Genomic DNA, 22,787 nt, shown 5'->3' with positions numbered 1-22,787 from the left:
CTGTCACGGGATTTCCTGCCGGTTCGGGTCGTGCTTCCACCAGATGTACGAGAAGACCGTCAGAGCGAGCATTCCCCCTGCCAGAAGCGCGATCATCGCCCACACCGCGTACTCCGAGCGCAGTAGCCCTACCAGAATTGATGCCGCGCCGCCAAGGATGAACACCTTTCCCCCCAGCCGGTGGGTCTTGTTCCACGACTCCTCGCTGGAAAGCGTCCACGGCGTGCGGATTCCCACGAACCATGTTGAGCGCAGTTTACCCATGTAGCTCCCCAGGACAATTAACAGCGCGCCGACCAGCAGGGGCGTGATCTTCTCCACGCGGACCGGGATTCCGCGCGCCCAGAGCACGACTACCAGGTACAGGGCGAACAGAAACGCGACCAGCAGCGTTCGGATGAGGTTGTAAACGCCTGCAAAGAGCTCGTAGTGCCTGCGCCGGGGATCGAAGCGAGGCAGGACGAGCATCAGGACATAGATGCCCACCGCGGTTGCCGGGATGGCAAGAAGTCCCTCTGCCTTGCCGCCGAACCGGTCGGGCGTCCCCTTGATGTCCCAGTGAACCGGCAGCCGCTCCGGGGCTGCGCCCCAGGTCAGCCCTGCCAGCACCAGCATGGCCGCGATGAGCGCAAGGCTCAATACCTCGCTTCTCCACGAGATCCTCACGATCGTTGCCCCCCTTTCCCCCTCCTATTCTGCGGCGCTAGGCCCACGAAGAACAGACCCATCGGCCACAAGAGGAGAACCGCGGGGAGGTGGGAAACTGGTAGCGGGTGGAAACCCATGCCCACGATTGACGCCGGCCTCTACCAGAGGTACTCCCAGGCAATCCACGGCGAACGACTGCCGCTGGCGCTGGTGGACATGGACGCGGTGGACCGCAACGTGGAGACGATGGTCGCTCCGGTGCGGCGGGCCGGCAAAACGCTCCGGCTGGCCACCAAGTCCGTCCGCTGTCCTGCTCTGATTCGCTACATCCTAGATCGCGGTCAGGGCACGATCCGCGGACTGATGTCCTACGCGGTGGAGGAGGCCGCGTTCCTGCTCGAGCAGGGCTTCGATGATCTCCTGGTGGCCTACCCCACGGTCCAGGACTCTGACATGCGGCTCCTGGCGGCGGTCAACCGGGAGCGGCCATGCGCCGCGGTCGTCGTGGACTGCGTGGAGCACCTGGAGCGGGCCGACAGCGCTGCCCGGGAGGCGCAGAGTATCATCCCCGTCGTGGTCGAGGCGGATCTCTCGTACCGACCGCTGGGAGGGATGCTGCACCTGGGAGTGCGGCGCAGCCCGCTGCGCACTTCGGAGGCGGTCGTTGGGATGGCGGAGCGCGTGCCGGCGTTTCCGCACCTGTCGCTGAGGGGTGTGATGGGCTACGAAGGCCAGATCGCGGGCGTGGGTGAGGCCAACCCGCACTCGCCCCTGCTCAATCCTGCCAGGCGGTTGATCAAGCGGCTTTCGGTGCCGCGCGTGGCTGAGGCGCGGGCGCGCATCGCCGGCCTGCTCGCCGACCGGGGGATACGGATCGAGGTCTTCAACGGGGGCGGGACCGGGAGCCTGTTCTCCACCGTGACAGAGGCCCCCGTGACCGAGGTCACTGCAGGATCGGGCTTCCTGACCGGCCACCTATTTGACTACTATCCGCGGCTCGATCTGGTTCCGGCGCTGTTCTTCGCTCTTCAGATTGTGCGCCGGCCGGATCCGGGGATCGTCACCTGCCACGGCGGCGGCTACATCGCCTCGGGCGAGGCCGGCCGCGATCGGCTGCCCCAGCCTGCCCTGCCCGCGGGGATGAAGCTCCTGCCCTTCGAGGGCGCCGGGGAGGTGCAGACCCCCCTGCGCGTCCCGCCGGGAGTGACACTGGGCTTGGGCGACCCTGTCTTCTTCCGGCATGCCAAGGCAGGCGAGCCTGCCGAGCACTTCAACGAGTACCTGTTCGTCCGCGGAGACCGCGTCGAGCATCGGGCACCCACATATCGGGGATACGGCCGGTGCCAGTTGTGAAGAGCGAACTCGACAAGAGGAGGCGACCGTGCGAAAAGAGATAGCACACCTGCTGCTCGTTCCGATCGTCCTGCTGGCGTGGGCGCGCCTGGGCGCGCCGCAGCTCACCCTCTACTCCTGGGACGCCGTCGCAAAATACCAGAGTCCATACCTGAGCGCTATTGCGCCGGGCCAGGAGGGCGACGCGGTCTCCCGCCGGGTGGTGGTGGTCGTGGTGGACGCCCTGCGCGCCGACGCCTCGAGGACCCTGCCCGCCATCAACAGACTGCGCGAGATCGGAGCAGAGCGCACCGCGCGCGCCGGTCAGCCCTCGCTCTCGTATCCCACCTGGACGACCATCGGCACCGGCGCATGGCAAGAGCAGAACGGGGTCACAACTAACTTTTACAAACGCGACATCCTGGTGGACACGATCTTCGAGGCGGCCAAGCGCAAGGGGCTCACCACGGCAATCGTCGGCGCGGGATCCGGGTGGCCGCAGCTCTACGCCCGCGGGGTTGACATCAACATTGGGATCGAGGGGCCGAGCGACCCGTACTCCGACCTGCAGGGCGTGCGCCGGCAGGACGATCAGATAGAGGCGACGGCGCTGCGCGTCCTGGCCGAGAAGAAGCCGGATCTGTTGCTCATACACCTGGCCGAGCCGGACAACGCCGGGCACGCCCGCGGCGCGGCCAGCCGAGAGTACGCGGACGCCATCGCCACGATTGATGCGCGCATCGGTCGCCTGGTAGCCGCGCTCGATCTGCGCGACACCACCATACTGGTCACCGGCGACCACGGCATGCTGGAACGCGGCGGGCACGGCGGCTGGGAGAGGGAGGTGCTCACCATTCCGCTGGTAGCCGCCGGGGCCGGAATCCGGCCAGGCCGATACGCGGAAGCGGCCCAGGCGGACATAGCGCCCACCGTGGCCGTGCTCCTGGGTACGAGCATCCCTGCTCACAACCAGGGCCGGCCGCTTTTCGATATGCTTGACCTGCCGGAGGGCCTGCGCGCCCGACGCGCGGTGGACGCCGCAGCGCAGTTGCGCGAGCGCTATGCCCAGTATGCGCGGGTGATCGGCGCGGCCCCGTTCGCCCACCTGCAACTGGAGCAGGCCAGAGAGGCCCTTGCCGCCGGTCAGACCGAGAAAGCGTACCAGGCCGCGGACGCGGACACAGAGGCCACCTGGAAGCAGGCCGCCTCGGTCAAGGCCGCTCGCCTGACACGTGAACGGCTGGCACGGTTGCCCATCGCGCTGCTGGTCATGCTACTGTTCGCGGCCTACATGGCCGTCGTAGTCAGAGCCCGTTGGGACTGGCGCGCGCCGCTGGCCGGCACGGCCGTATACACCCTGATCTATCAAGGCCTGTACTTCGGCCGCGGCTACAAGTGGTCGTTGAGCGCGTTCAACACCGAGGAACAGATAATGCGGTTCTTCACGGAGCGCACTGTGGACGCGATGATCGCGCTGCTCCTCGCCGCCATCGTCGTAGGCGTGCTGAGTCGCCACAGGGCACCGCTGGCGGTTGCGGTCAACGCGGTCACCATGTCGTTCATGGTTGCCTGGTGGCTGGCGTTCCAGATTGGGATCTTCTACGTCCTCTACAACACCAGCTTCGCCTGGTACCTGCCCGATTTGACCATTGGCTTCAAGTACTATCTCGATGTGCTGCAGACCGGCGCGTTCTGGCCGCTTACCCCTGCCCCGCTGCTCATCGTCCTGCCGTTTGCCGCGCTCGGCGCCCGCTGGGTGGCGGCGCGCGTGCCTGCGTTCTGCCCGTTGCGCCGAGCGTTCCGCACATGAGCGGCCGGTTTGACTGCGTCATTGTCGGCTCCGGGACATCCGGCGGGGTCATCGCCTACTATCTGACGGAGGGGGGCATGCGGTGTCTGCTGCTGGAAGCCGGCGACGCCTACGGCGCGGATACCTTCCCCGAGAACGACATGGACGGCTCTGCCCGGATGTTTTGGGGAGGCGGGCTCGAGCTCAGCACCACAGCGGAGATGGCGTTCCTGCGGGCCCGCTGCCTGGGCGGCACCTCGGTCGTCAACCAGTGCCTGCTCGACCGCTTTGATGAGCACGCGTGGGCGGCCTGGCAGGCGGCGTCCGGGATCGGGTTCCTGTCCGGGGAGGAGATGGCCCGGCACTACGCGGAGGTCGAGGGCCGCCTCAACATCAGGGAGGTCCCCGCGACGCACCACAACCGCAACGCCCGCCTGTTCGTCGAGGGCTGCGAGAAGCGAGGATACAGGTGGGCGCCGCTGCGCCGCGGGGAGACCGACTGCGCGATAGAGGAGGGGAATGACTGCATCGCCTGCCTGAACGGGTGCCGGCGCGACTCCAAGCAGAGCACCCTTATTACCTTCATCCGATGGGCGCAGGCGCTGGGGCTGCAGGTGTGGCCAGGGTTTCAGGCAGAGCACATCGAGCCCTCCTCTGACGGGGTGCGGCTGTCCGGCACCCACCACGGCCGGCCTCAAGAGATCTGCGCCCCCAGGGTTGTCCTAGCGGCCGGCGCGCTGGGCAACGCGCGCCTCCTGCTGCGTTCTGGATTCGAGAAGCGCCTGCCGTCGCTGGGCAAGGGATTCTACTGCCACCCGCAGTTGATGACCTTCGCCGAGTTCGACGAACCGGTGGACGCCCACAAGGGCGCCTTCCAGGCCTGCAAGTCCGACGATCCGCGGTTCAGGAAGGCGGGGTTCAAGCTTGAGAACGTCTTCGCCCCGCCGACCTCCGTGGCCATGCTCTATCCGGGGATCGGCGCGCGCCTCCAGGCGTTCATGCTTCGATACCGGCACCTGGCTTCGGTAGAGGTAGCCGTGCAGGACACGGTTCCCGGCCGGATCAGCGTGGATGCCCGGGGCAGGCTCCAGATAGCGAAGCGCCTGGAGGGCGAAGACGTCCGCCGCGGAAAGGCAGGGCTGCTCGCGGTCAGGGAGATCCTCGAGAGCGTGGGCGCCCGGACCATCCTGCACTGCCCGATGACCTTCGGGCTGCACCTGATGGGAGGACTGGCGATCGGCCAGGACGCGCAGCGCTCCGCGGTCGGCGGAGGATTCAACCTCCACGGCTTCCCCAACATCTACGCCGCCGACTCGAGCATCTTCCCTGCCGCGCCAGGGATCAACCCTGCGCTGACGATCATGGCGCTCAGCCACAGGGCAAGCGAAGAGATCCTCAAAGGGGTGATCGAGTGATCTCCGATCCCGCGCGCATACCGCCTTCGGAGGCGCCTTCCGCGATCCGCACGCCGATCCTCACGCCGCGGGAGGTACGGGCCCTGGAGAGGGTGGGCGACATAGTGGCCCCGGCCCACGGGCCACTGCCGGCCTTCTCCGCCACCGGGTGCGTCCGCTACGTGGACGACCTGCTCCGCTACATGCCCCCAGGGGACGTCGCCGATATCCGGCTGCTGCTGCGGATCCTCTCCCTCAAGCCGACGTCCGGCATCCGGTTCATCCTGGCTCTGGCCCGAGCCGGTCATCGCTGGAGGGGGCCCCTGGGCGCGGTGCTGCGAATGATTGAGATCGGGCTCAAGGGCCTGGTCATTTCGCTGTACTACTCGGGCAAGACCGCCCCGGGCTATCTCGGGCGGACGACCGTGGACGTGATCGGGTACAGGCCGCGGGTGATTCCCGGGAGCGGCTGGAATCCGCCAGCCCCGCCGCCCACCGGGTAACCACCTTAGAGAGACTTCTACCGGCGGGCCTCGACGCACAACCGCTGCCCGGCGTACAACGCTCCGCCCAGATCCACCTCGGCCCCGACATTCTCATCCAGGACCACGTGGGTGCCGGCCTCGACCTTCCGCACCAGATGGCGGCCACCTGCGGCGCCGACCAGGGCGTCCTTCACGTGAGCGCCCTGCCACAGCGTCACCGGAGCGCTGTTGACCAGGACCGTCAGCCGCTGTGGTGGCATCGGCCCCCCACGATCTACCGCCTGACCTCTACGCGGATCCGACCCTCGGCAGGCGGGTAGTTAACCACGCCCCGCAGCGTCTTCTCGATGAACGCCGCGAGTTCCAGGACGTCGGTGCCGGACGAGGTGTCAACAGGCGGGCCGAAGGCAGGGAAGGGATACCCTCCTCCGCCCGTGCCCATGTAGTCGTTGACGGCCACGCGATACCGCCGGGATGGATCCAGCGGCCGGCCGGCAACGGTGATCTCGGCGTCGAGCAGCCAGCGCTCCGCGTCCACCAGGTACCGGATGGTCATCCCCGATACCTGGAGGTCCACCTGGTTGCGCCGCGAGTACGACGTGCGCACGACCTCGCGCAGTTGCTCGCCGGTGATCTCGAAGAGCAGGAGGTAGTTGGCGAATGGCATCACCGCGTACAGGTTGCGCAGCGTGATCGGCCCGGCCGGGATCGAGGCGCGGATGCCGCCGCTGTTGGTCATCCCGACGTCGGCCCGGTCGAAGGCGGCCCGGGTCGCGTCGGCGATCAGATTCCCCATGCTGACATCACGGGTGGTACGGTTATCGCGGCCGAGCGGGGCCACGGCGTGGCCTACCCTCCGGTCGAGCTCGGCGGCCAGGCGCGCGTTCCATCTCTCCACGATTGAACGCACGGCCGCGTCTTCCTCCCGCAGGGCCCTGGTCTCTATCAGAGCGGCTACCACGCTGCTTCGCCGCACGGTCAGGTCGCGGACCAGATCGGCCCGTCCCAGGAACAGGCTGTTGGCGCCGGCCTGCACAATCGGTATTCCGTTTTCGACCACCGGGACGCGCAGCACGGTGTGGGAGTGCCCGCCAATGATGAGGTCGAGGTCTCCGGCGGCCCGGGCGACCTCGCGGTCCACCTCCACGCCCAGATGCGTGACGGCCACCACGAGGTCTGCCTGCTGCCGCAGCTGCGCGGCCATGACGCGCGCGACCGTCACCGGTTCGAGGAACTCCAGGCCGACGACGTTCTGTCGGCGCGTGGACGGCGGCGTCTCGGTGAGGCCGAAGAGGGCGACGCGCTGCCCCAGGTCGGTGGTCAGTATCAGGTAAGGATCGAAGGGTGCTATGGGCGTTGCCGTGCGGTTGACGATCCGGATGTTGGCGCCCAGCCAGGGGAAGGCCGACTCGCTTCTGCGAGACTGGGTCTCTGCCGGTCCGTGATCGAACTCGTGGTTGCCTGTGGCCAGCGCGGTGACGCCCATCGCGTTGAGCGCCTCGATTACCGACCTGCCGGCGGTCAGGTCGGCCACCGGGTTACCCGAGAAGATGTCCCCTGCGACGACGAAGTAGGCGTTCGGGTTGTGCGCGCGAACCCGCTTGACCTCCGCGGCCTGCGCGGCCAGGCCTTCCAGCGCGCCGTGGACGTCGTTGGTGTGGAAGAACACCGCGCGGATGAACCGAGGGATCTCGATGCCGAAGGTGGCCGAGGCGCCGGGTGGAGCGCGCGCCGCGATGCGGATCCGGTTCGGTCCCCATCGGACCAGGCCGCTGAGGTCAAGAACCGCTCCCGGCCTATCCTCCAGCGGCAGCTCATGGCCGTTGACCGCGACCACAAGACCGGTCAGTCCCTGGTTGACGAAGGAGAGCTTCGCCACCTCAGCGCGGACGAAGACCGTCTCCTCGATCGTACCGGCACGCAGCGCCTCGTAGGTCACCGTCCGGCCGTAGATGGGGAAGGTTTCAATCGCGCGGGCCCAAGGACGGGCAGATCCTGCCGCCGCAGCGGCCGCGGGGCCGGGGGCGGCAGAGTCAGTGGTCCACAGCGCCGGCGTCGCCAGCAGCGCCAGCGCGGCCAGGAGCGCCAGCGCCGTGCGCCGTGGCGGTCGCCTCACTCCTCGATTCCGGCCTCGCGGAGGAACCGGTCCCATCGCAGCCGTCCCGGCGGCCTTTCCGCTCCCCGCGCGTAGGCGATCGCCAGGTCGGCCATCTTCTCGACGACCCACTCGAAATAGACGTCCCGGATGCGGGCGCGCTCGAAGTCCGGCGCGGGATTTACGAAGTCGATCGCGTAGGGCACGTTGTCCCGTATCGCGAACTCGACGGTATTCATGTCCAGGCCCAGAACCTCGCAGACCAGGCGCGCGTCGTGCACCACCCGTGCGCCCAGTTCCGGCGTGAGGTGCTGGTGGTCCACGATGTACCGCTCTGTCCAGTAAAGGCGCGGATCCCACCGGATGGGCATGATCTCGCGCCGGCCGACGCAGACGCACCGGACGTAGTGGTCAAACTCGACGTACTCCTGCAGGATCATCGTCTGGAGGCCGCTCTGATCGTAGCAGCGCCACAGTTCCTCGAGGGAGTGGACCTTGAAGACCTGTTTGAACCCCCCCGCGGTGTTGGGCTTCAGCACCGCCGGGAAGCCCACGTACTCGGCGATTTGCTCCCAGGGAATCGGGTACTGCAGATTCCGCAGCGACTCCGGCGCCACGTCCTGGGCGTAGGCCTTGTTGGGCAGCACCACGGTCCGCGGCACCGCGATCCCCAGGCGCGCCAGCAGCGCGGTCCCGAAGAACTTCTCAGAGGCCGACCACCAGAAGGGGTTGTTTATGACCGCCGTGCCCGCCAGCGCCGCGTACTTGAGGTAGGTACGGTAGTAGGGGACCTCGTGTGAGATCCGGTCAATGACGACCGCGTACTGCCGTGGATCGTCCAGGCGCGTTCCGCCCAGGCAGCACAACTCCGCGGTCACTCCGTCGGCGCCGCGCCGGTTTATGTGCTCGATCAGCGCGGCAGGGAACGACTCCTCGTGACCGACCAGCAAACCGATCTTGCGCGTCTGGTTCATGCGCGGGGCTCCTGCTGCTACAGGTAGTGCGGGATCGCCTCCCGCCAGAGCGGCCAGTCGTGCGTGCGTTCCCACCATGTGGCCATTTGGTGTTCCACGCCCTTCTCGCTGAGCGTTGCGGAAAGGGCGCGGGTGGAAGCCAGTGCGATGTCGTGCTCGCCGGAGAGCAGCACTATCTGCATGCGCCGCATCGGACGCAGGTAGGTCTCGTCGGTCAGGCTTGGGAGGAAGTCCAGCGGGCAGTTGTAGTAGACGTCATCGTCGTTGTAGCCGTCGAGGAACCCCTTGATGTCGTACCGGCCGGACAGCGCAACCAGCTTGGCGACCAGGGAGGGGTGGCGGAACGCCAGGTTGGCGGCGTGGTAGGCGCCGAACGAGGTGCCGGTGACCAGCAACGGTCCGGGGTTGTGCTTGCGGATGAACGGGAGGTATTCGCCCAGGATGTACCGTTCGTAGTCCAGGTGCCGGAGTATCCTCTGTCGCGGTGGCACCGCACGGTTGTACCACGACTCCGCGTCCACACTGTCCGGACAGAAGAGCTGGATCAATCCGGCGTCTATCTTTCGCTCCAGCGCCGCCACCATACCGAAGTCCTCGTACTGGTAGAACCGACCCATTGTGGTAGGGAAGACCAGTACCGGCGCACCGGCATGGCCGTAGACCAGCGTCTCCATGGTCCGGCCCAGGGTGGAGCTGATCCAGTGGTGATACTCGCGGTTCATCGGCGCCTCCGGTCTGCTGTTCGACTGTTCGACGTCCGCCGCCTAAATCATCCTGCAGGAGGGGCCGCACCCGGTCGTGCCGAAGGCCGCCCCATGGACGTGCCGGCCGCTGCGGGGATCGCCTCGGTCGCGACGCTGGCGCGCCGCGTGCGCGCCAACATCGAGCGGGTGATCGTCGGCAAGCCCGACGTCATCGAGCAGGCGCTGGTCGCGGTGCTCTGCGAAGGGCACGTCCTCATCGAGGATGTCCCGGGCATCGGCAAGACGATGCTGGCCAAGGCCCTGGCCCGCTCGCTGGGATGCTCGTTCCGGCGCATCCAGTGCACCCCGGACCTGCTGCCTTCGGACATCACCGGACTGGAGTTCTTCAACCAGAGGACGGCGGCCTTCGAGTTCCGGCCGGGCCCGGTCTTTGCCCAGATCGTGCTGGCCGACGAGATCAACCGCGCCACGCCCCGCACCCAGTCGGCGCTGCTGGAGAGCATGGAGGAGCGGCAGGTCACGGTCGAGGGGCAGACGCGGACGCTGCCGCGGCCGTTCGTGGTGCTGGCCACCCAGAACCCGGTGGAGCTGCAGGGCACGTTCCCGCTTCCAGAGGCGCAACTCGACCGGTTTCTGCTTCGCCTGGCACTGGGCTACCCGTCGGCAGAGGACGAGCAGGAGATCCTGCGGCGCTACAGGACCGGCCGGCCGCTGGAAGATCTTGAGCCGGTGACGACTCCCGACGCCGTGCTGGCAATGGCGGAGGCGGTCCGCGCCGTGCACGTCAGCCCGGCGGTGGAGGCCTACGTCGTCGCCATCGCCAGGGCGACGCGGGTGCATCCCGAGGTCGAACTGGGAATGAGCCCGCGCGGCAGCCAGGGGCTCCATCACGCCGCGCAGGCACTGGCGGCGATCCGGGGGCGGGAGTTCGTGCTGCCCGACGACGTGAAGGCCATGGCGCCGCTGGTGCTGGCCCACCGGCTGATCCTGGGCAGCGGCGCGCGGTTGCGCGACCGGACCGCACGTGAGATCGCAGACGAGGTGCTGTGCGGCGTGCCGGCACCCGTGGAGCGCGAAGCGCGGCCGTAGCGGCACGGCGCCTGCCGCGGGATAGGCAGAGATGTTCTCGCAGGGATGGCTGATAGTTGGGATCCTGCTGCTCATCCTCGGCCTCGCCGTGCACAGCGGAGGGCCGTTCCTGGTTGGTCTGGTTGTGCTGCTGGGCGCCGGGACCTCTTATCTGTCGCACCGGTACTGTCTCCACAGCGTGGCGTTCCGCCGATCGTTTGTACCGCGGAGAGCGTTCCACGGCGAAGAGATCACCCTCACGCTGGAGGTCACCAACCGCAAGCCGCTCCCTCTTGCCTGGCTCGAGGTCACCGACGAACTGCCGGAAGAGGTCGTGCCCAGGCGCGGCCGCATCATCCCCAGCCTGCGCCAGCGTCGCCAGCACCTGGTGCACCTGTTCTCGCTGCGGTGGTACGAGCGCGTGCGCCGGCGCGTCACCATCACCTGCATGGCTCGCGGGTACTTCCCGCTGGGACCGGCGCGGTTGCGCTCGGGCGATCTGTTCGGGCTCACCTCGCAGGGCCGCACCCTGGAGGGGGCCGATTACTTGACCGTCTATCCCAAGATCGTGCCGCTGGAGGCGTTGGGGATTCCCGCGCTTCATCCGATCGGCGACCACCGCGCGCCGCGTCCGCTGCTTGAGGACCCGACCCGCACCATCGGAGTGCGCATCTACCAGACTACCGATCCCGTCCGCCGCGTCCACTGGAAGGCCACCGCGCGCATTGGACGCCTGCAGACGCGGCAGTACGAGTCCACCACGACCCAGCGGCTGGCGATCCTGCTCAACATGGACACCCTGGGCGAGTACGCCGAGTACCGGGGCTTCATCCGCCCGCTGCTGGAGCTCAACATCATGGTCGCGGCGTCGCTCGCGGCCTGGGCGGAGGAGCAGGGGATCCCCGTCGGGCTGCACGCAAACGGATACCTGCCCGAGGGGCTGCGGCGCGTGCGGCTGGCGCCGGCGCTGGGCGCGGTGCACCTTACGGCGATCCTGGAGGCGCTGGCCAAGGTGTTTTCCACTCCCGTCATGCCGCTGGGCGACCTGATGGCGCTCGAGGCAGGGGCGCTTCCGTGGGGCACGACCGCGATCGTCGTTACCGCCGTTGTAGATTCGCCGCTGCTGGCCGGCATCGCCCGGCTCCAGGAGGCCGGGCACAGCGCGGTCCTGGTGCTCATCGGCGATCGGGTGGCCGATCCACAACTCGGCATTCCCACGCATCGCGTGAGAGGGGAGGCGGGCTGGCGTGCGATGGACGAGATCCGACTCGTCTGAGAGCCAGCGTGCTCCTGGCGTGGCGGAGCACCGCGATGCGCCCCGCCGTCCCGACGGGTTTTGGGAGGGCGTGGGCCGGCTGCTGCCCGTCGCACGCGTGGTGATGGAGTTCTGCTGGCTCTACCCATGGCTCATCGTGGCCGGTGGGGGGTTCTACGGCGCCACCGGTCCCCTACTGTCGGCGGGGTGGGCGTTCCTGCTGCTGGTGGGCGCGCAGGTGGCGGCCCGGCAGATCGCAGACCGGGACAGCCTGCCGTGGAGGGCGGTCGGCGGCGATTCGCTGCGGCATGCGCGCATCCTGTTGGTCGGCGCCGGGGCCGTTCTGGGGTTTGCGGCCGTCCATGAGCAGTACTACTCCCATCTTCCACTCTGGCATACCACCTGGGTGGCGATTCTGCTCCAGGCCGCCCACGATGTCCTGCCGGAGGTTCCTAAACCCGCATCCGCCGCGCTCGTCGCCGCGTGCCTGTGGTGGCGCGGGCTGGTGCTGGGCGCGCGTCACGTCGGAGCCATCGAGATCGAGGAGGCGTACAAGACCGGCGTGGGAATGGTTGTCGTCTATTTTGCTGCCGCCGTGGTCTATGCCGACGCGCAGGGATTTGCGGCCGCCGGGTCCGAGATGCCGCCGATGATGCTGGCGTTCTTCTTCCTGGGGCTCTCGGCATTGGCGCTGGCGCGATTGGCCGCCATCTGGGAGCAAAGCCGGCCGGACGAGCGCAGCCAGGTCCCGGGCCGTGCCTGGTTGCTGCTGATCACGGGCGTCGTCGGCCTGATAATGCTGGCGGCGGGCATGATGGCCGGTATGGCCACCGCCGATGTCTTCAAGTACCTCGGCGTAGTGCTCCGGCCGCTGATACCCGTGGTAGAGGCGCTGTTCGTGGTGCTGTTCGTGGTGGCGGGCCTTGTCGTGAGGGTGCTCATCGCGATCCTCTCGCGCCTGCCGCGCCGCGAGATACCTGAGATCGGTCCTGCCCCCATGGTTTTCGACGACCTGATCCGCCGCCTGCGCGAGATCGAGATGCACCCTCAGGTGGTCTCAGGCGCGCGGTGGGGCATGGTGCTGGCCGTGATCGCGATCCTGGTCGTCGGCATGGCCTTTGCCGTCGTGCTACGGCGGCGGCGCGAGCGCAGGCCCGACGAGGACGATCACGAGTCGGTATGGTCGGTGCGTGAAATTCTGCGCGCTCTGGCCGGCCGGCTGCCGCGGCTGGGACGCCGGCAGGAAGATGACGACGGGCCGGCCGCGCCGGCGGTTGGAGCGATCCGGCGGATATACCGCGAGCTGCTCGGCCTCGGCGCCGGTTTGGGTGCGCCGCGCCATGCCTGGGCTACGCCGCGCGAGCACGAACCGCGGCTGCGCGGGGTGCTGCCCGGGGCCGAAGGTGAGGTAGAGATGCTCACCGCGGCATATGAGCGGGTGCGCTACGGCACGTGGCGTCCGGCCACAGTGGAAGTGCGGGAGGCAGAGGAGGCGCTGGAGCGCGCGAAGGCGGCCGCTCCGGCGCCGGCTACGGAGCCTGCGGGTTCGGCTTCTTCTGAGGAACGCAGCAGATGAACTTGAGCGGCCCCGCGCCGGTATTCTTGATCTGATGCCGCTCGTGGGGCGGCACCCACATCACCATGCCGGGTTCCAGCGCCCACTCGCCCTGCTCGCCCACCATCACGCCGCGGCCGTCGAGGAGGTACATCTCCTGCTCGTACCAATGGTCGTGCAGCGGCGTCTCAGCGCCGGGCGCGACCTCGAAAACGCGCATGGCGAAGTTCTCTGCGCCGCGCTTCTTGTCGATGACCCAGCGGATCTTGACCCCGGGTAGGTTCTCGGGCTCTTCGGCTGGGACGTCCTCGGGTCGGAAGATCTCCATGGCTGCGTCACCTCTTCCGCATACTACCACCAGACGGGGTTTAGGTGGGGCCTGCGATGGGGATGTGGACGCGTATGCGTGTTCCCTCCCCCGGAGCACTGGAGACCCCCAGGGAGCCTCCCAGGTGCTCGGCCCGCTCGCGCATTGAGCGCAGGCCGAGGTGTCCGGGGAACGTCCCCTCCGAGTCGAATCCCTGGCCGTCGTCGTCCAACTCGACCCAGAACCCCCCGTCATCGCGGCTGAGCCGGAGATCCACCCGGGTGGCCTTCGCGTGCTTGACGATATTGTGGAGTCCTTCCTGGGCGATCCTGTAGATCGCCTCCTTGACGTCGAGCGGGGCGTCGGGCTCATCGGGCAAGGCGGCACGGGCATCGAGTCCGTGGCGGGCACGAATGGCCTCCACCTGCCTGTTCAGGACCGCCACCAGTCCTTCTGTCTCGAGCGCCTCAGGACGCAACTCGAAGATCAGCGCGCGCATCTCGGCCAGGCCGGCCTCGGCGAGCGACAGCACGTAGCCCATCGGCTCAGCCGCCCTGGCCGGTTCGCGCTCCAGCCATGTCTGGGCCGTGCGGGCGCCCAGGACAATGCCATAGAGCGCCTGAGACACAGAGTCGTGCAATTCACGGGCCAGCCGCTGCCGCTCCTCCAGCGCGGCCTTGTCGCGGGCCTCCACGAATAGACGGGCGTTCTCCGCGGCGGCGGCCGCCTGGTCCGCGATGGTGGCCAGGAAGTCCACCTCCGACTGTCCGGGGATCCGGCCGCTGGGATAATACATGTTCAGCGCTCCGATCACGCGCCCCCAGTACCGGAGCGGCACGGAGACGATGGCATCCCACGCCGCCTCGCGCGCGGCGTCGTGAACAGGGGCGTAGCGCGGGTCGGCCAGCATCTCGTTGCGGGCGTTAAGCCGCACCACCGGCTGCTTCGTCTGTACCGCCTGCAGGCCTGGCGGAGGAGTCCCGGCACGAACCGCGGCGCGCATTCCGGCTACATGCTGGGGCGAGAGCCCATACGTTCCCGTCATGCGAACTCTCTGCGAATCCTCGTCCATAAGGACAACGCCGCAGGCCATGCCACCGGTCGCGCGTACGACCGTGCGTGCCAGCGCATCCAGCGTGGCCTCCAGGGATCCGGCCAGCGCCATGCTGGAGACGATCTGCACCATGGCCTCCGCCTTCCGGGCCAGGCGTTGGGTTTCGGTCTCGTCGCGCAAGAAGACGGCCACCAACTCCTGCCCGTCGAGGGAGATGGGACACGCGGTGGATTCGATTTGGTGCTCCTCGCCATCCATGCGCAATACCGGTGAGATCAGGCGGCGCGCCTGTCCCTTGAGAGCCGCCTCGATGGCCTCCTGGATGCCGGGGCGGACGGGGGTGGGGAAGAGCGTCAGCACGTCGCGACCCACCATGTGCTCAGGGCCGCAGCCGATCGTCTGGCAGACCGCCGGATTGGCGTAGAGGCAACGGCGCGCGGTGTCGGCAACAACGATCCCGTCCAGGGCCGCACCAAAGAGCGCGGCCAGGCGATCGGTCACGTTCCCTCGCCCAGATGGTCTAGGGAAACCAGCCCGATCCGGACGGCGAAGAGCGCCGCCTGCGTTCGGCTCTGCACGCCGAGCTTGGCCAGGATGTTGCTCACGTGCGTCTTCACGGTTTTCTCACCGATGTGCAGGGCCCGGGCGATCTGCTTGTTCGCCTGTCCCTGGGCCATCAACCGGAGCACGTCGGTCTCGCGCTCGGTGAGCGCCTCAGGGCTCTGGGGTGCTCGTACCTCGCGCATCAGCCGCGCGGCCGCCTCCGGGGAGAGCTGAACCCTCCCCTCGGCCGCCGCCTTGATGGCGCGGATCAGTTCGTCGGCCTCGGTGTTCTTGAGCATGTATCCGATCGCCCCGGCCCGCACCGCGGCCACGACGCTGGCATCCTCGAGGACGCTGGTGAGGGCCATGACCTCGACGTCGGGCAGTTCTTTGCGGATCGTCTCTGTGGCCGCAATCCCGTCCATGACCGGCATGAGGAGGTCCATCAGTACGACGTCCGGGAGCAGCTCTCTGGCCATCCGGACTGCCTCGGCGCCGTCCACGGCTTCTCCCACCACCTGAAGCTCGGGGTCGAGCCCCAGGAACATCCGCAGGCCCTGTCTGACAACGCTGTGGTCATCGGCAATCAGGATTCGGATCGGCATCGCGGCCCTCTCCTGTCCGAAATACTTCCCCTGCATCGTCCCTCGGGCGGAGGCGCACCGCCGCTCAAGGTCCCACAAGAGTCCACTCCCAGAGTCTGAGGCGCGTGGCACCGGGCGCGCGCATTATTTGATGTAGCCATGATACGACTTCTCGTAGTGGATGACCAGCAAGGAGTCCGGCAGGGGCTGCGGATGCGGCTCGCGCTGGAGCCGGACATTGCCGTCGTGGGTGAGGCCGCCGACGGACCGTCCGCACTGCGCCTGGCCGCCGACCTGGCGCCCGACGCGGTGATCATGGACGTCGGCATGCCCGGTATGGATGGTATCGAGGCGGCGGCCGCCGTACGCGTGGCGGCGCCCGACACCCAGGTCGTGATCCTGACAGTTCACGACGACCCCAACACCCGCAGGCGCGCCCAGATGGCTGGGGCAGCGGCCTTCGTCGTCAAGCAGAAGTGCGGTGGGGACCTGATTACCGCGATCCGCCGGGCGGTTGGGGGCCAGCCGCGCGATGACCGCGAGGGTCCGGCCGGTCTTTCGGCCGATCGAGGCGGTCCGTCGAAGGTCGGAGGCGCCAACCGGCCGTTGGTGTGATGTACGGATAGCGTGGAAGCGGTGTAATGACATCAGAAGAGATTCTGAACCACACTTCTAAGGAGGAAACGAAAATGAAGAAGACCTTGATTGCTCTGGTAACGGGAATTGCGCTCATCGCGGGATCCGCGTACTTGCTGCCGACCGAGGATCAGCTTCTGCCGGTGGAGGCTCGCTCCGCCCAGGTTGACGACCAGTGGTTTCCGACCGAGGCCAGGTTTGCCGAGGCTGACGACCAGTGGTTTCCGACCGAAGCCCGGTTTGCCGAGGTTGACGACCAGTGGTTTCCGACCGAAGCCCGGTTTGCGTAGAGATCAAGCCGGGGTCCTTTGACCCAAACCGAGGGCGAGCGGAGCAACCGCTCGCCCTCGACGGTTTCTGGCGCGTCCCAGACAGGAATAGCGCGCAGGGCTGCGTAGTTATAAGGTCAAGATCCGGCAGGGGGTTCTAACATGCGTAGCAAATCTGTCCGCCTTCTTGCGACCGCTGTTTCCCTTCTTGTACTGACTACCGCGGCTGGCGCGCAGCAGCAAGAAGTCAGGCCGCCGATCGCGCAGTTGTGGATTGACGTGGCGACCAACACCTTCGCAATGCCCGGGGTGCCGGTGCCGATTCCCGTACCGCCCGGCGGTCAGGCAGGGAACGCGTTCGGCAACACGCGTTCCGCGATCGGGCGCTATGTGGACGTGGCCCTCCACACCCGCGCGCGCCCCCAGGGCACGCAGGCCTCCCAAACCATCCCTGCCGCTATGCGCATGGGAGCCAGCCTGCCGCTGGAGCCGGTCAGGGCTGAGCCGGCGACCGGCGGCCCTGAAGCCCGCGGTCCGGGCGAGGTGGAGCAGCCCAAGGGCCGACTGCTGTTCTACTGGGGCTGCGGCGCTGATGTGCGCGCAGGGCAGCCTCGCGTGCTGGATTTCGCAAGGGCATCGCCTCAGGATTGGGCGGCGGTCTGGGAGGGACGCTTCGCGCCTGAGCGGGGCGCCCGCGCGCAGCCCGGCTACTCGATCTGGCCCAACGAGCGCGACCGCCGGATGCTGCCCGACGGAGCGTCGCTTCAGGGCGACCATGCGGTGACCGGCGAGGGCGTTCCGGCGGGACTGCGATTCGCGATCGGGCCGAACCAGGACTTGATGCCTGCGATCGACCTGTCCGCGCAGGGCGATCCGCAGGCGAGCATCCCGCTGCGGTGGAGGCAGATTCAGGCTGCCCGCGCCTACTTCATCAACGCCTTTGGCGCCAAGGGCAGCGATTTCATCATCTGGAGTTCGTCCGAATTGCCCGACGCGGGGATGGGCCTGTTCGACTACCTGTCAAACGCGAACATCGAGCGATGGACAAATGAGCGTGTGCTCCTGCCCGCCTCCGCGACGCAGTGCGCGGTGCCCAGGGGCATCTTTGGGGGCACGGACGGCGCGATGGTGCGCATGATCGCATACGGGCAGGAGTTGAACCTAGTGCACCCGCCGCGGCCGGCCGACCCGAGGGTGGCGTGGGAACAGGAGTGGGCCGTGCGCGTGCGGGTGAAGGGTACGGTGATGACGCTCCTGGGTGTGGGGCGGTAGGCGCGAGAGGGGCGGGCCTTCGCAACCAGCAGGCTATGATTCGCGCAGCACGATGGCCGGCCTAGTCAAGGGCCCGGCATTCTACACACCTGCTGGGACACTACCGCAGACGCTGGTTCGACGACGAACGCCGTACGGTCGCCCTACCACGTCGCGTGGTGCCCAGCACGGGGACCTGAACGCCGTTGACCCGCTTGCTCTTGCAGCGGAGGATGCGGATCGACCCTCCCAGCAACGCCTTCACCGCGAGGGCGGCCTTGCGTCGTTTGAACAACGTCGCAGTGCGCGGGTCATTCATCACGTAGACATCGTCAGACACGTTGTAGTACAGCGCGAACCTCGGCCCCATCTGTGACACGAGCAGGTATCGAGTGCCGTCATCGAGATCCGCCATTCGCCGCCGCAGCTCGCGGATTTGTGCAGGTGTCAGCTCGTCGTCGACTGCATCGGACTCACGGTACGTCGTCCTATCGGAGGCTGCTCCCCGTTCACCAGGAGGGCGCACTCGAGCTCGCCCCCCAACGCCTCGCGAGAAGTCGTACTCTCTTCTCATACCCCCACCGCTCTCGTCACCGCCTGCCGCGCCAGTAGAACGGCCGACGCTTGTGATGCGCAACCGCCAGGACACGGATCTCGTCATCTGTGATGGAGTACAGAAGGGAGTACGGGAACTTCGCAAGAACCCGCTTTCTCACCCGGCCGACGAAGGGCGGAGCGGCATCGGGGAGCTCGCGGATGCCCCTGATGGCGTGTTCCACCTCATCGAGAAAGACGCCACCCAGGCCCACGCTCTCGAGGTCGTAGAAGTCAGCGGTCTCGTTGATCTCCGCCTCGGCGCCGGGATGGATCAGGACCGAGCGAATCATCCCCGGCGTGCCCTTGCGCGGGCGAACACGTCGTCCAATGAGTACGCCTCGACCGCGCCGGTGTCGATCTCCTCATCGCGACGAGCGGCCTCTTCGAGCCACAGCTTCTCGACCTCAGCCGCGCTCAGCTTGTCCAGGCTGCTGAGCAGCTCATGGGCGAGATGGGCACGCGCCTCAGGGGCGAGCCGAAGGACTTCCTTCTTGAGTTCCTCGATCGTCATCGCAGCCACCCCGCAATCGCACTGCATCGCCCACGCACGAGTCTACGCTCTTCGTATGCCACTGCCCGCCTGGCGCCGCGGGGGTTGGGGCGAACAAGAACTGGGCAGAACATCCTACCCCCCCCTAACCCATCCAGCTTCCTTTGTACGCCGCCACCGCGGCAACCCCCTCCAGCACGCCGGTTACCCTTTGTCCCCATTCTTTCGCGCCCGCGATGCCTCTGCAACCCTGGGAGATCCTTCGCCCGCCGCCGCCCCATAATGGCTATCCCACCTCCGCTTTGGCCCGGACAACCGATCGGCCGGGCGCCGGACCGCCCCGGGGCCGCGACTCAGCACATGCGTGTATATCATGGTCGTGCGCACGTCTCGGTGTCCGAGGAACTCCTGAACAGTGTGGATGTCGTGCCCATCCTCGAGCAGGTGGGCGGCGAACGAATGGCGGAAGGTGTGGCAGGTCGCACGCCCTGCGCTGCCGGCGCCGCTGACCGGTCACCTGATCCCTGTCGCCCTTGCCTGCCCGCACGGCCATCGGGTTCGACGCGAAGTCGACATCCTTCACGCGAAGCCGGGCGCACTCGAGTACGCGCACCCCTGCTCAATACAGGAGCAGCGCCCTCAGCGCCTGGTTTTGTGTGGCGACCCGTCGAGCGTCCGGTCCACTGCCGGGCTAGACAGGCACCAATTGATCCTCCAGCCGCTTGCTGCGGTGTGTGATGACCTCGGGCGCGGTCTTGCCGACGATCACGGTATCGTCCTGCCGGAACCCTCCCACCCCGTAGATGTAGACCCCGGGCTCGCACGAGTAGACCTCGTTCTCCACCATCGGGCGGTAGTTGAACGCCATGTCCTCGGGGAACTCGTGGCCGGCGATGCCCATCCCATGACCGGTCCGGTGCATGATGTGGTCGCCGAAGCCGTGCTGCTCGATGACGCGCTGGGCCGCTGCGTCCGCCTCGGCAACCAGGGTGCCGGCGACGAACTTCTCGAGCGCGGCTAGGTTGGCCTCGGTGGCCGCGGCGTAGGCGCGCCGCTGGACGTCACTGCGCGGTTCGCCCAGGAACAGGGTCCGCTCATTCTCCACCACCAGGCCGCTGAGGCGCACGATGATGATGTTGACCACGCCGTCGCCTTTCTCGAAGCGGGCCCCGCAGTCGGCGCCGGTGCCGTGGGGCGACGCTGAGGCCGCGCCGGACAGCGACCAGACGCGCACCTCCAACCGGTCCTGAGGAAACCGCGCGGCGCCCTCGACGGCCATGCGCCGGGCGATCTCCAGATCGAGTTCCGCCACCAGCATGCCCGGCCGGACGGTCTCCATGTACCGATCCTGCCCCCAATCGGTCAACCCCGCGGCCTGGCGCATAATCTCCAGTTCCTGCGGGTACTTGACCTGACGCATCTCAACCAGGAACCGCGAGGCGCTGCCGAACTCGGACAGCCCGGGGAGTTGCGCGCGCAGACCCCGGAAAGACGAGATCCGGTCCGCCGCCAGCCGGCCGCGCCTGAACCCTCCCCACTCCCGCAGCTTCGCGGCCAGCAACTGGAGCCAGCGGTCCCGCGTGTAGGTTCGGTTCACGGCGCGCGGATGCTCCACGTAGAGAGCGTAGTCGGCGATGTGCAGGCTGCCGCGCTCGCGGGCCATCAGCAGGTGATGCGTGGAGAGCTCGTTCATAACCAAGAACGGCCCGCCCTCGGAGGGGATTACCGCGGCCACCGGCCGCTCCCACGGCTCCACGTCCAGATGAAAGCCGGTGAGCATGTAGAAGTGGTGTGGGTCGGTAACGAGCAGCGCCTTGTAGTCGTGCTCGGCCAGATACTCGCGCACCCTGCGCTGTCGGTCTGCGAACACCTCCGCCGGTACGAACGGCATCGCGTTGCCTCCTTTGTTCTCTCGCGGTTCTCTCGCGTGATCCTACGGACCCAGTCTAGGGTCCAGCGTGTCCCGAAGCCAGTCGCCCACCAGGTTCACACCCAGCGCGGTCAGCACCAGCGCCACGCCCGGGAACGTGGTCATCCACCATGCATTGTAGATGTACGTCTTCCCTTCGTTGAGCATGTTGCCCCATGATGCCATGGGCGGCTGCACGCCGAACCCCAGGAAGCTGATCGCCGCCTCGGCCACGATGAACTGCGCAACCTGAAGCGACGACAGGATTATGACCGGGGTCCAGAGGTTGGGCAGCAGGTGGCGGACGACGATCCGCATCTGCTGAGCCCCCAGCGCCCGCGCCGCCTCCACATAGTCAAGGGTCTTGAGCGCCAGCACCTCGCCCCGAACTAGGCGCGCATAGACGACCCACCCGGTGATGATCAGCGTCAGGATGATGTTCTGCAGTCCAATGCCCAGGATGGCGTTTACGACGAGCGCCAGCAGGATGAATGGGAAGGAGAGCTGCACGTCCACCAGCCGCATCAGGATCACGTCGGTCAGCCCGCCCAGGTAGCCCGAGATGAGGCCGACGGCGAGCCCGATAACCCCTGAGATGCCGACCGTGACCAGTCCGATCGTCAGCGAGACCCGCGCGCCGTAGAGGATGCGCGTAAACAGGTCGCGGCCGAGCTGATCGGTGCCCATCCAGTGAGCGCGCGACGGCGGCTGCAACGTTTTGACCAGGTTGCTGTCCGCGGGGCCGTAGGGCGTGATCAGTGGAGCCAGCACCGCTGCTCCCGCTACCAGCACGACGACGATCAACCCGAGTGCGCCGGAGCGGTTCAGGGGCAGCCGCCTCCGTGCGCGTCGGGGCTCCGCCAGCGCCGGTGCCAGGGTCACGGCGGCGTTACTCATACCGGATCCTTGGGTTTAACCACGCATAGGCAATGTCGGCCACCAGGTTCAGCGCCGAGTACAGGACCGCGGTGAGGAAGACGCCTACGAGCACGACGGGGAAGTCGCGGTTCAGCAGCGCCTGCACCAGGAACCGCCCCACCCCGGGCCAGGCAAAGATCGTCTCGGTGATGACCGCGCCTCCCAGCAACTGGCCGAGTTGGAGCGCGAGCAGGGTGACGATGGGCAAGGACGCGTTCTTGAGCGCGTGCTTGTAGAGAACCCGCATCGGGGCCAGCCCCTTAGCGCGCGCGGTGCGGATGTAGTCCTGCCCGAGGACATCCAGCATCATCGAGCGCGTCAACCGCGCGAACCGGGCCGCCACGAACGCCGCCAGCGTTATCGACGGCATGATGAAGTGCAGCCAGGTGCCGCGCCCGCCTGTCGGCAGCACGCGCAGCCAGACCGAGAAGACGTATATCATCATCAGTCCCAGCCAGAATCCTGGGATGGCCTGGCCGAGCACCGTGGCGCCGATCCCTAGGTGGTCGAACCACGAGTTGCGCCGCGCCGCCGAGATGACGCCCACGGGTATTGCTATTGCCAGGGCCAGCAACATCGCCACACCGGAGAGCGAAAGCGTGGCCGGTAACCGGAGCAACACCAGGCCCAGCGCCGGCTCCTGCTGCCGGAGCGAGTTGCCGAAGTCACCGCGGAGTGCTCCACTGAGGAATCGCACGTACTGCACCAGCCAGGGGTCGTTGAACCCGAGGCGCTCGCGGAACTCTTCGATCTCTTTCTGTGTCGTGTCCGTCGGCAGGAAGAGCTTGACCGGATCGCCCGCGAGGAACTGAATAGCGAAGACCACGGTGAGGGCCAGGAACACCACCACCAGGGCCTCCACAAGACGGCGCGCAACGAACTGAAGCATGCGAAACTTGCCGGCGGGCGAGCCCGTCAGACCGACGGGCT

Annotated in this window: 24 protein-coding genes and 1 pseudogene; 10 read left to right on the top strand and 15 right to left on the bottom strand. The window is 67.5% G+C overall.

Features of this window, described 5'->3' with window-relative positions; translation table 11 throughout:
* Positions 1 to 3: 3 nt before the first annotated feature.
* A complete protein-coding gene (locus RDU83_08755; GenBank protein MDQ7841100.1) occupies positions 4 to 666 on the bottom strand; it encodes an SdpI family protein in 663 nt (220 codons plus the stop codon).
* Between the two features lie 117 nt (positions 667 to 783).
* On the opposite strand from RDU83_08755, the gene RDU83_08750 reads away from it, so the two are divergent.
* Genes RDU83_08750 through RDU83_08735 form a run of 4 tightly spaced genes read left to right on the top strand, consistent with a single transcriptional unit; the run spans position 784 to position 5,666 of the window.
* Positions 784 to 2,001, top strand: coding sequence for an alanine racemase (locus RDU83_08750; GenBank protein ID MDQ7841099.1), 1,218 nt, complete (start codon positions 784 to 786; stop codon positions 1,999 to 2,001).
* 28 nt (positions 2,002 to 2,029) lie between these two features.
* Positions 2,030 to 3,790, top strand: a complete 1,761-nt coding sequence (locus tag RDU83_08745; GenBank protein ID MDQ7841098.1) for an alkaline phosphatase family protein — start codon at positions 2,030 to 2,032, stop codon at positions 3,788 to 3,790.
* Complete coding sequence (locus RDU83_08740) at positions 3,787 to 5,184, top strand: GMC family oxidoreductase (protein MDQ7841097.1); 1,398 nt, start codon at positions 3,787 to 3,789, stop codon at positions 5,182 to 5,184. The genes RDU83_08745 and RDU83_08740 overlap by 4 nt, the downstream gene beginning before the upstream one ends.
* Positions 5,181 to 5,666 carry a hypothetical protein gene (locus tag RDU83_08735; protein ID MDQ7841096.1) on the top strand — a complete coding sequence of 162 codons (486 nt, stop codon included), beginning with the start codon at positions 5,181 to 5,183 and terminating at the stop codon, positions 5,664 to 5,666. Before RDU83_08740 ends, RDU83_08735 begins: the two co-directional genes overlap by 4 nt.
* A gap of 17 nt (positions 5,667 to 5,683) precedes the next feature.
* Here the strand turns inward: RDU83_08735 and RDU83_08730 are convergent, their stop codons facing one another.
* Genes RDU83_08730 through RDU83_08715 form a run of 4 tightly spaced genes read right to left on the bottom strand, consistent with a single transcriptional unit; the run spans position 5,684 to position 9,439 of the window.
* On the bottom strand, positions 5,684 to 5,908 hold the full coding sequence (locus RDU83_08730) for a hypothetical protein (GenBank protein ID MDQ7841095.1): 225 nt from the start codon (positions 5,906 to 5,908) through the stop codon (positions 5,684 to 5,686).
* A 14-nt stretch (positions 5,909 to 5,922) separates the two neighbouring features.
* Positions 5,923 to 7,764, bottom strand: coding sequence for a bifunctional UDP-sugar hydrolase/5'-nucleotidase (locus tag RDU83_08725; protein MDQ7841094.1), 1,842 nt, complete (start codon positions 7,762 to 7,764; stop codon positions 5,923 to 5,925).
* Positions 7,761 to 8,717 carry a hypothetical protein gene (locus tag RDU83_08720; GenBank protein MDQ7841093.1) on the bottom strand — a complete coding sequence of 319 codons (957 nt, stop codon included), beginning with the start codon at positions 8,715 to 8,717 and terminating at the stop codon, positions 7,761 to 7,763. Before RDU83_08720 ends, RDU83_08725 begins: the two co-directional genes overlap by 4 nt.
* Positions 8,718 to 8,734: 17 nt before the next feature.
* Positions 8,735 to 9,439 carry an esterase gene (locus tag RDU83_08715; GenBank protein MDQ7841092.1) on the bottom strand — a complete coding sequence of 235 codons (705 nt, stop codon included), beginning with the start codon at positions 9,437 to 9,439 and terminating at the stop codon, positions 8,735 to 8,737.
* A gap of 93 nt (positions 9,440 to 9,532) precedes the next feature.
* On the opposite strand from RDU83_08715, the gene RDU83_08710 reads away from it, so the two are divergent.
* From RDU83_08710 to RDU83_08700, 3 genes are read left to right on the top strand one after another with little or no spacing between them, the layout of a single operon-like run.
* Positions 9,533 to 10,510 (top strand): MoxR family ATPase, encoded by a 978-nt coding sequence (locus tag RDU83_08710; protein MDQ7841091.1) that lies wholly within the window; start codon positions 9,533 to 9,535, stop codon positions 10,508 to 10,510.
* Between the two features lie 31 nt (positions 10,511 to 10,541).
* Positions 10,542 to 11,765 carry a DUF58 domain-containing protein gene (locus RDU83_08705; protein ID MDQ7841090.1) on the top strand — a complete coding sequence of 408 codons (1,224 nt, stop codon included), beginning with the start codon at positions 10,542 to 10,544 and terminating at the stop codon, positions 11,763 to 11,765.
* On the top strand, positions 11,737 to 13,320 hold the full coding sequence (locus RDU83_08700) for a DUF4129 domain-containing protein (protein MDQ7841089.1): 1,584 nt from the start codon (positions 11,737 to 11,739) through the stop codon (positions 13,318 to 13,320). The genes RDU83_08705 and RDU83_08700 overlap by 29 nt, the downstream gene beginning before the upstream one ends.
* Here the strand turns inward: RDU83_08700 and RDU83_08695 are convergent.
* The 3 genes from RDU83_08695 to RDU83_08685 are packed head-to-tail and all read right to left on the bottom strand — an operon-like array spanning position 13,274 to position 15,808.
* A complete protein-coding gene (locus tag RDU83_08695) occupies positions 13,274 to 13,627 on the bottom strand; it encodes a cupin domain-containing protein (GenBank protein MDQ7841088.1) in 354 nt (117 codons plus the stop codon). The genes RDU83_08700 and RDU83_08695 overlap by 47 nt on opposite strands.
* A gap of 40 nt (positions 13,628 to 13,667) precedes the next feature.
* Positions 13,668 to 15,161 carry a histidine kinase gene (locus RDU83_08690; protein MDQ7841087.1) on the bottom strand — a complete coding sequence of 498 codons (1,494 nt, stop codon included), beginning with the start codon at positions 15,159 to 15,161 and terminating at the stop codon, positions 13,668 to 13,670.
* Positions 15,158 to 15,808, bottom strand: coding sequence for a response regulator transcription factor (locus tag RDU83_08685; GenBank protein ID MDQ7841086.1), 651 nt, complete (start codon positions 15,806 to 15,808; stop codon positions 15,158 to 15,160). The genes RDU83_08690 and RDU83_08685 overlap by 4 nt, the downstream gene beginning before the upstream one ends.
* A 138-nt stretch (positions 15,809 to 15,946) precedes the next feature.
* On the opposite strand from RDU83_08685, the gene RDU83_08680 reads away from it, so the two are divergent.
* From RDU83_08680 to RDU83_08670, 3 genes are all read left to right on the top strand, one after another.
* Complete coding sequence (locus RDU83_08680; protein ID MDQ7841085.1) at positions 15,947 to 16,402, top strand: response regulator transcription factor; 456 nt, start codon at positions 15,947 to 15,949, stop codon at positions 16,400 to 16,402.
* A gap of 74 nt (positions 16,403 to 16,476) precedes the next feature.
* The gene (locus RDU83_08675; protein MDQ7841084.1) at positions 16,477 to 16,713 is read left to right on the top strand and encodes a hypothetical protein; all 237 of its coding nucleotides are present in this window, start codon (positions 16,477 to 16,479) and stop codon (positions 16,711 to 16,713) included.
* Positions 16,714 to 16,854: 141 nt separating this feature from the next.
* The gene (locus tag RDU83_08670; GenBank protein ID MDQ7841083.1) at positions 16,855 to 17,964 is read left to right on the top strand and encodes a hypothetical protein; all 1,110 of its coding nucleotides are present in this window, start codon (positions 16,855 to 16,857) and stop codon (positions 17,962 to 17,964) included.
* Positions 17,965 to 18,064: 100 nt separating this feature from the next.
* On the opposite strand, the gene RDU83_08665 is transcribed toward RDU83_08670, so the two are convergent.
* From RDU83_08665 to RDU83_08635, 7 genes and pseudogenes are all read right to left on the bottom strand, one after another.
* Positions 18,065 to 18,358: a hypothetical protein gene (locus RDU83_08665; GenBank protein ID MDQ7841082.1), complete on the bottom strand. Its 294-nt coding sequence runs from the start codon at positions 18,356 to 18,358 to the stop codon at positions 18,065 to 18,067.
* 175 nt (positions 18,359 to 18,533) lie between these two features.
* Positions 18,534 to 18,830 (bottom strand): type II toxin-antitoxin system RelE/ParE family toxin, encoded by a 297-nt coding sequence (locus RDU83_08660; protein ID MDQ7841081.1) that lies wholly within the window; start codon positions 18,828 to 18,830, stop codon positions 18,534 to 18,536.
* On the bottom strand, positions 18,827 to 19,051 hold the full coding sequence (locus tag RDU83_08655; GenBank protein MDQ7841080.1) for an addiction module protein: 225 nt from the start codon (positions 19,049 to 19,051) through the stop codon (positions 18,827 to 18,829). Before RDU83_08655 ends, RDU83_08660 begins: the two co-directional genes overlap by 4 nt.
* Before the next feature lie 321 nt (positions 19,052 to 19,372).
* Positions 19,373 to 19,673, bottom strand: a pseudogene (locus RDU83_08650) (tyrosine-type recombinase/integrase).
* Positions 19,674 to 19,721: 48 nt separating this feature from the next.
* The gene (locus RDU83_08645; protein MDQ7841079.1) at positions 19,722 to 20,921 is read right to left on the bottom strand and encodes a Xaa-Pro peptidase family protein; all 1,200 of its coding nucleotides are present in this window, start codon (positions 20,919 to 20,921) and stop codon (positions 19,722 to 19,724) included.
* Between the two features lie 42 nt (positions 20,922 to 20,963).
* A complete protein-coding gene (locus RDU83_08640) occupies positions 20,964 to 21,836 on the bottom strand; it encodes an ABC transporter permease (GenBank protein ID MDQ7841078.1) in 873 nt (290 codons plus the stop codon).
* Positions 21,829 to 22,787 (bottom strand): ABC transporter permease (locus RDU83_08635; protein ID MDQ7841077.1); only part of this gene is annotated, 959 nt, incomplete at its 5' end. The genes RDU83_08640 and RDU83_08635, both read right to left, overlap by 8 nt.

This window comes from bacterium (assembly GCA_031082185.1).
GTDB lineage: Bacteria > Sysuimicrobiota > Sysuimicrobiia > Sysuimicrobiales > Humicultoraceae > VGFA01.
Note: the sequence above shows the minus strand (reverse complement) of the source record. Positions and strands in the feature narration are given on the sequence as shown.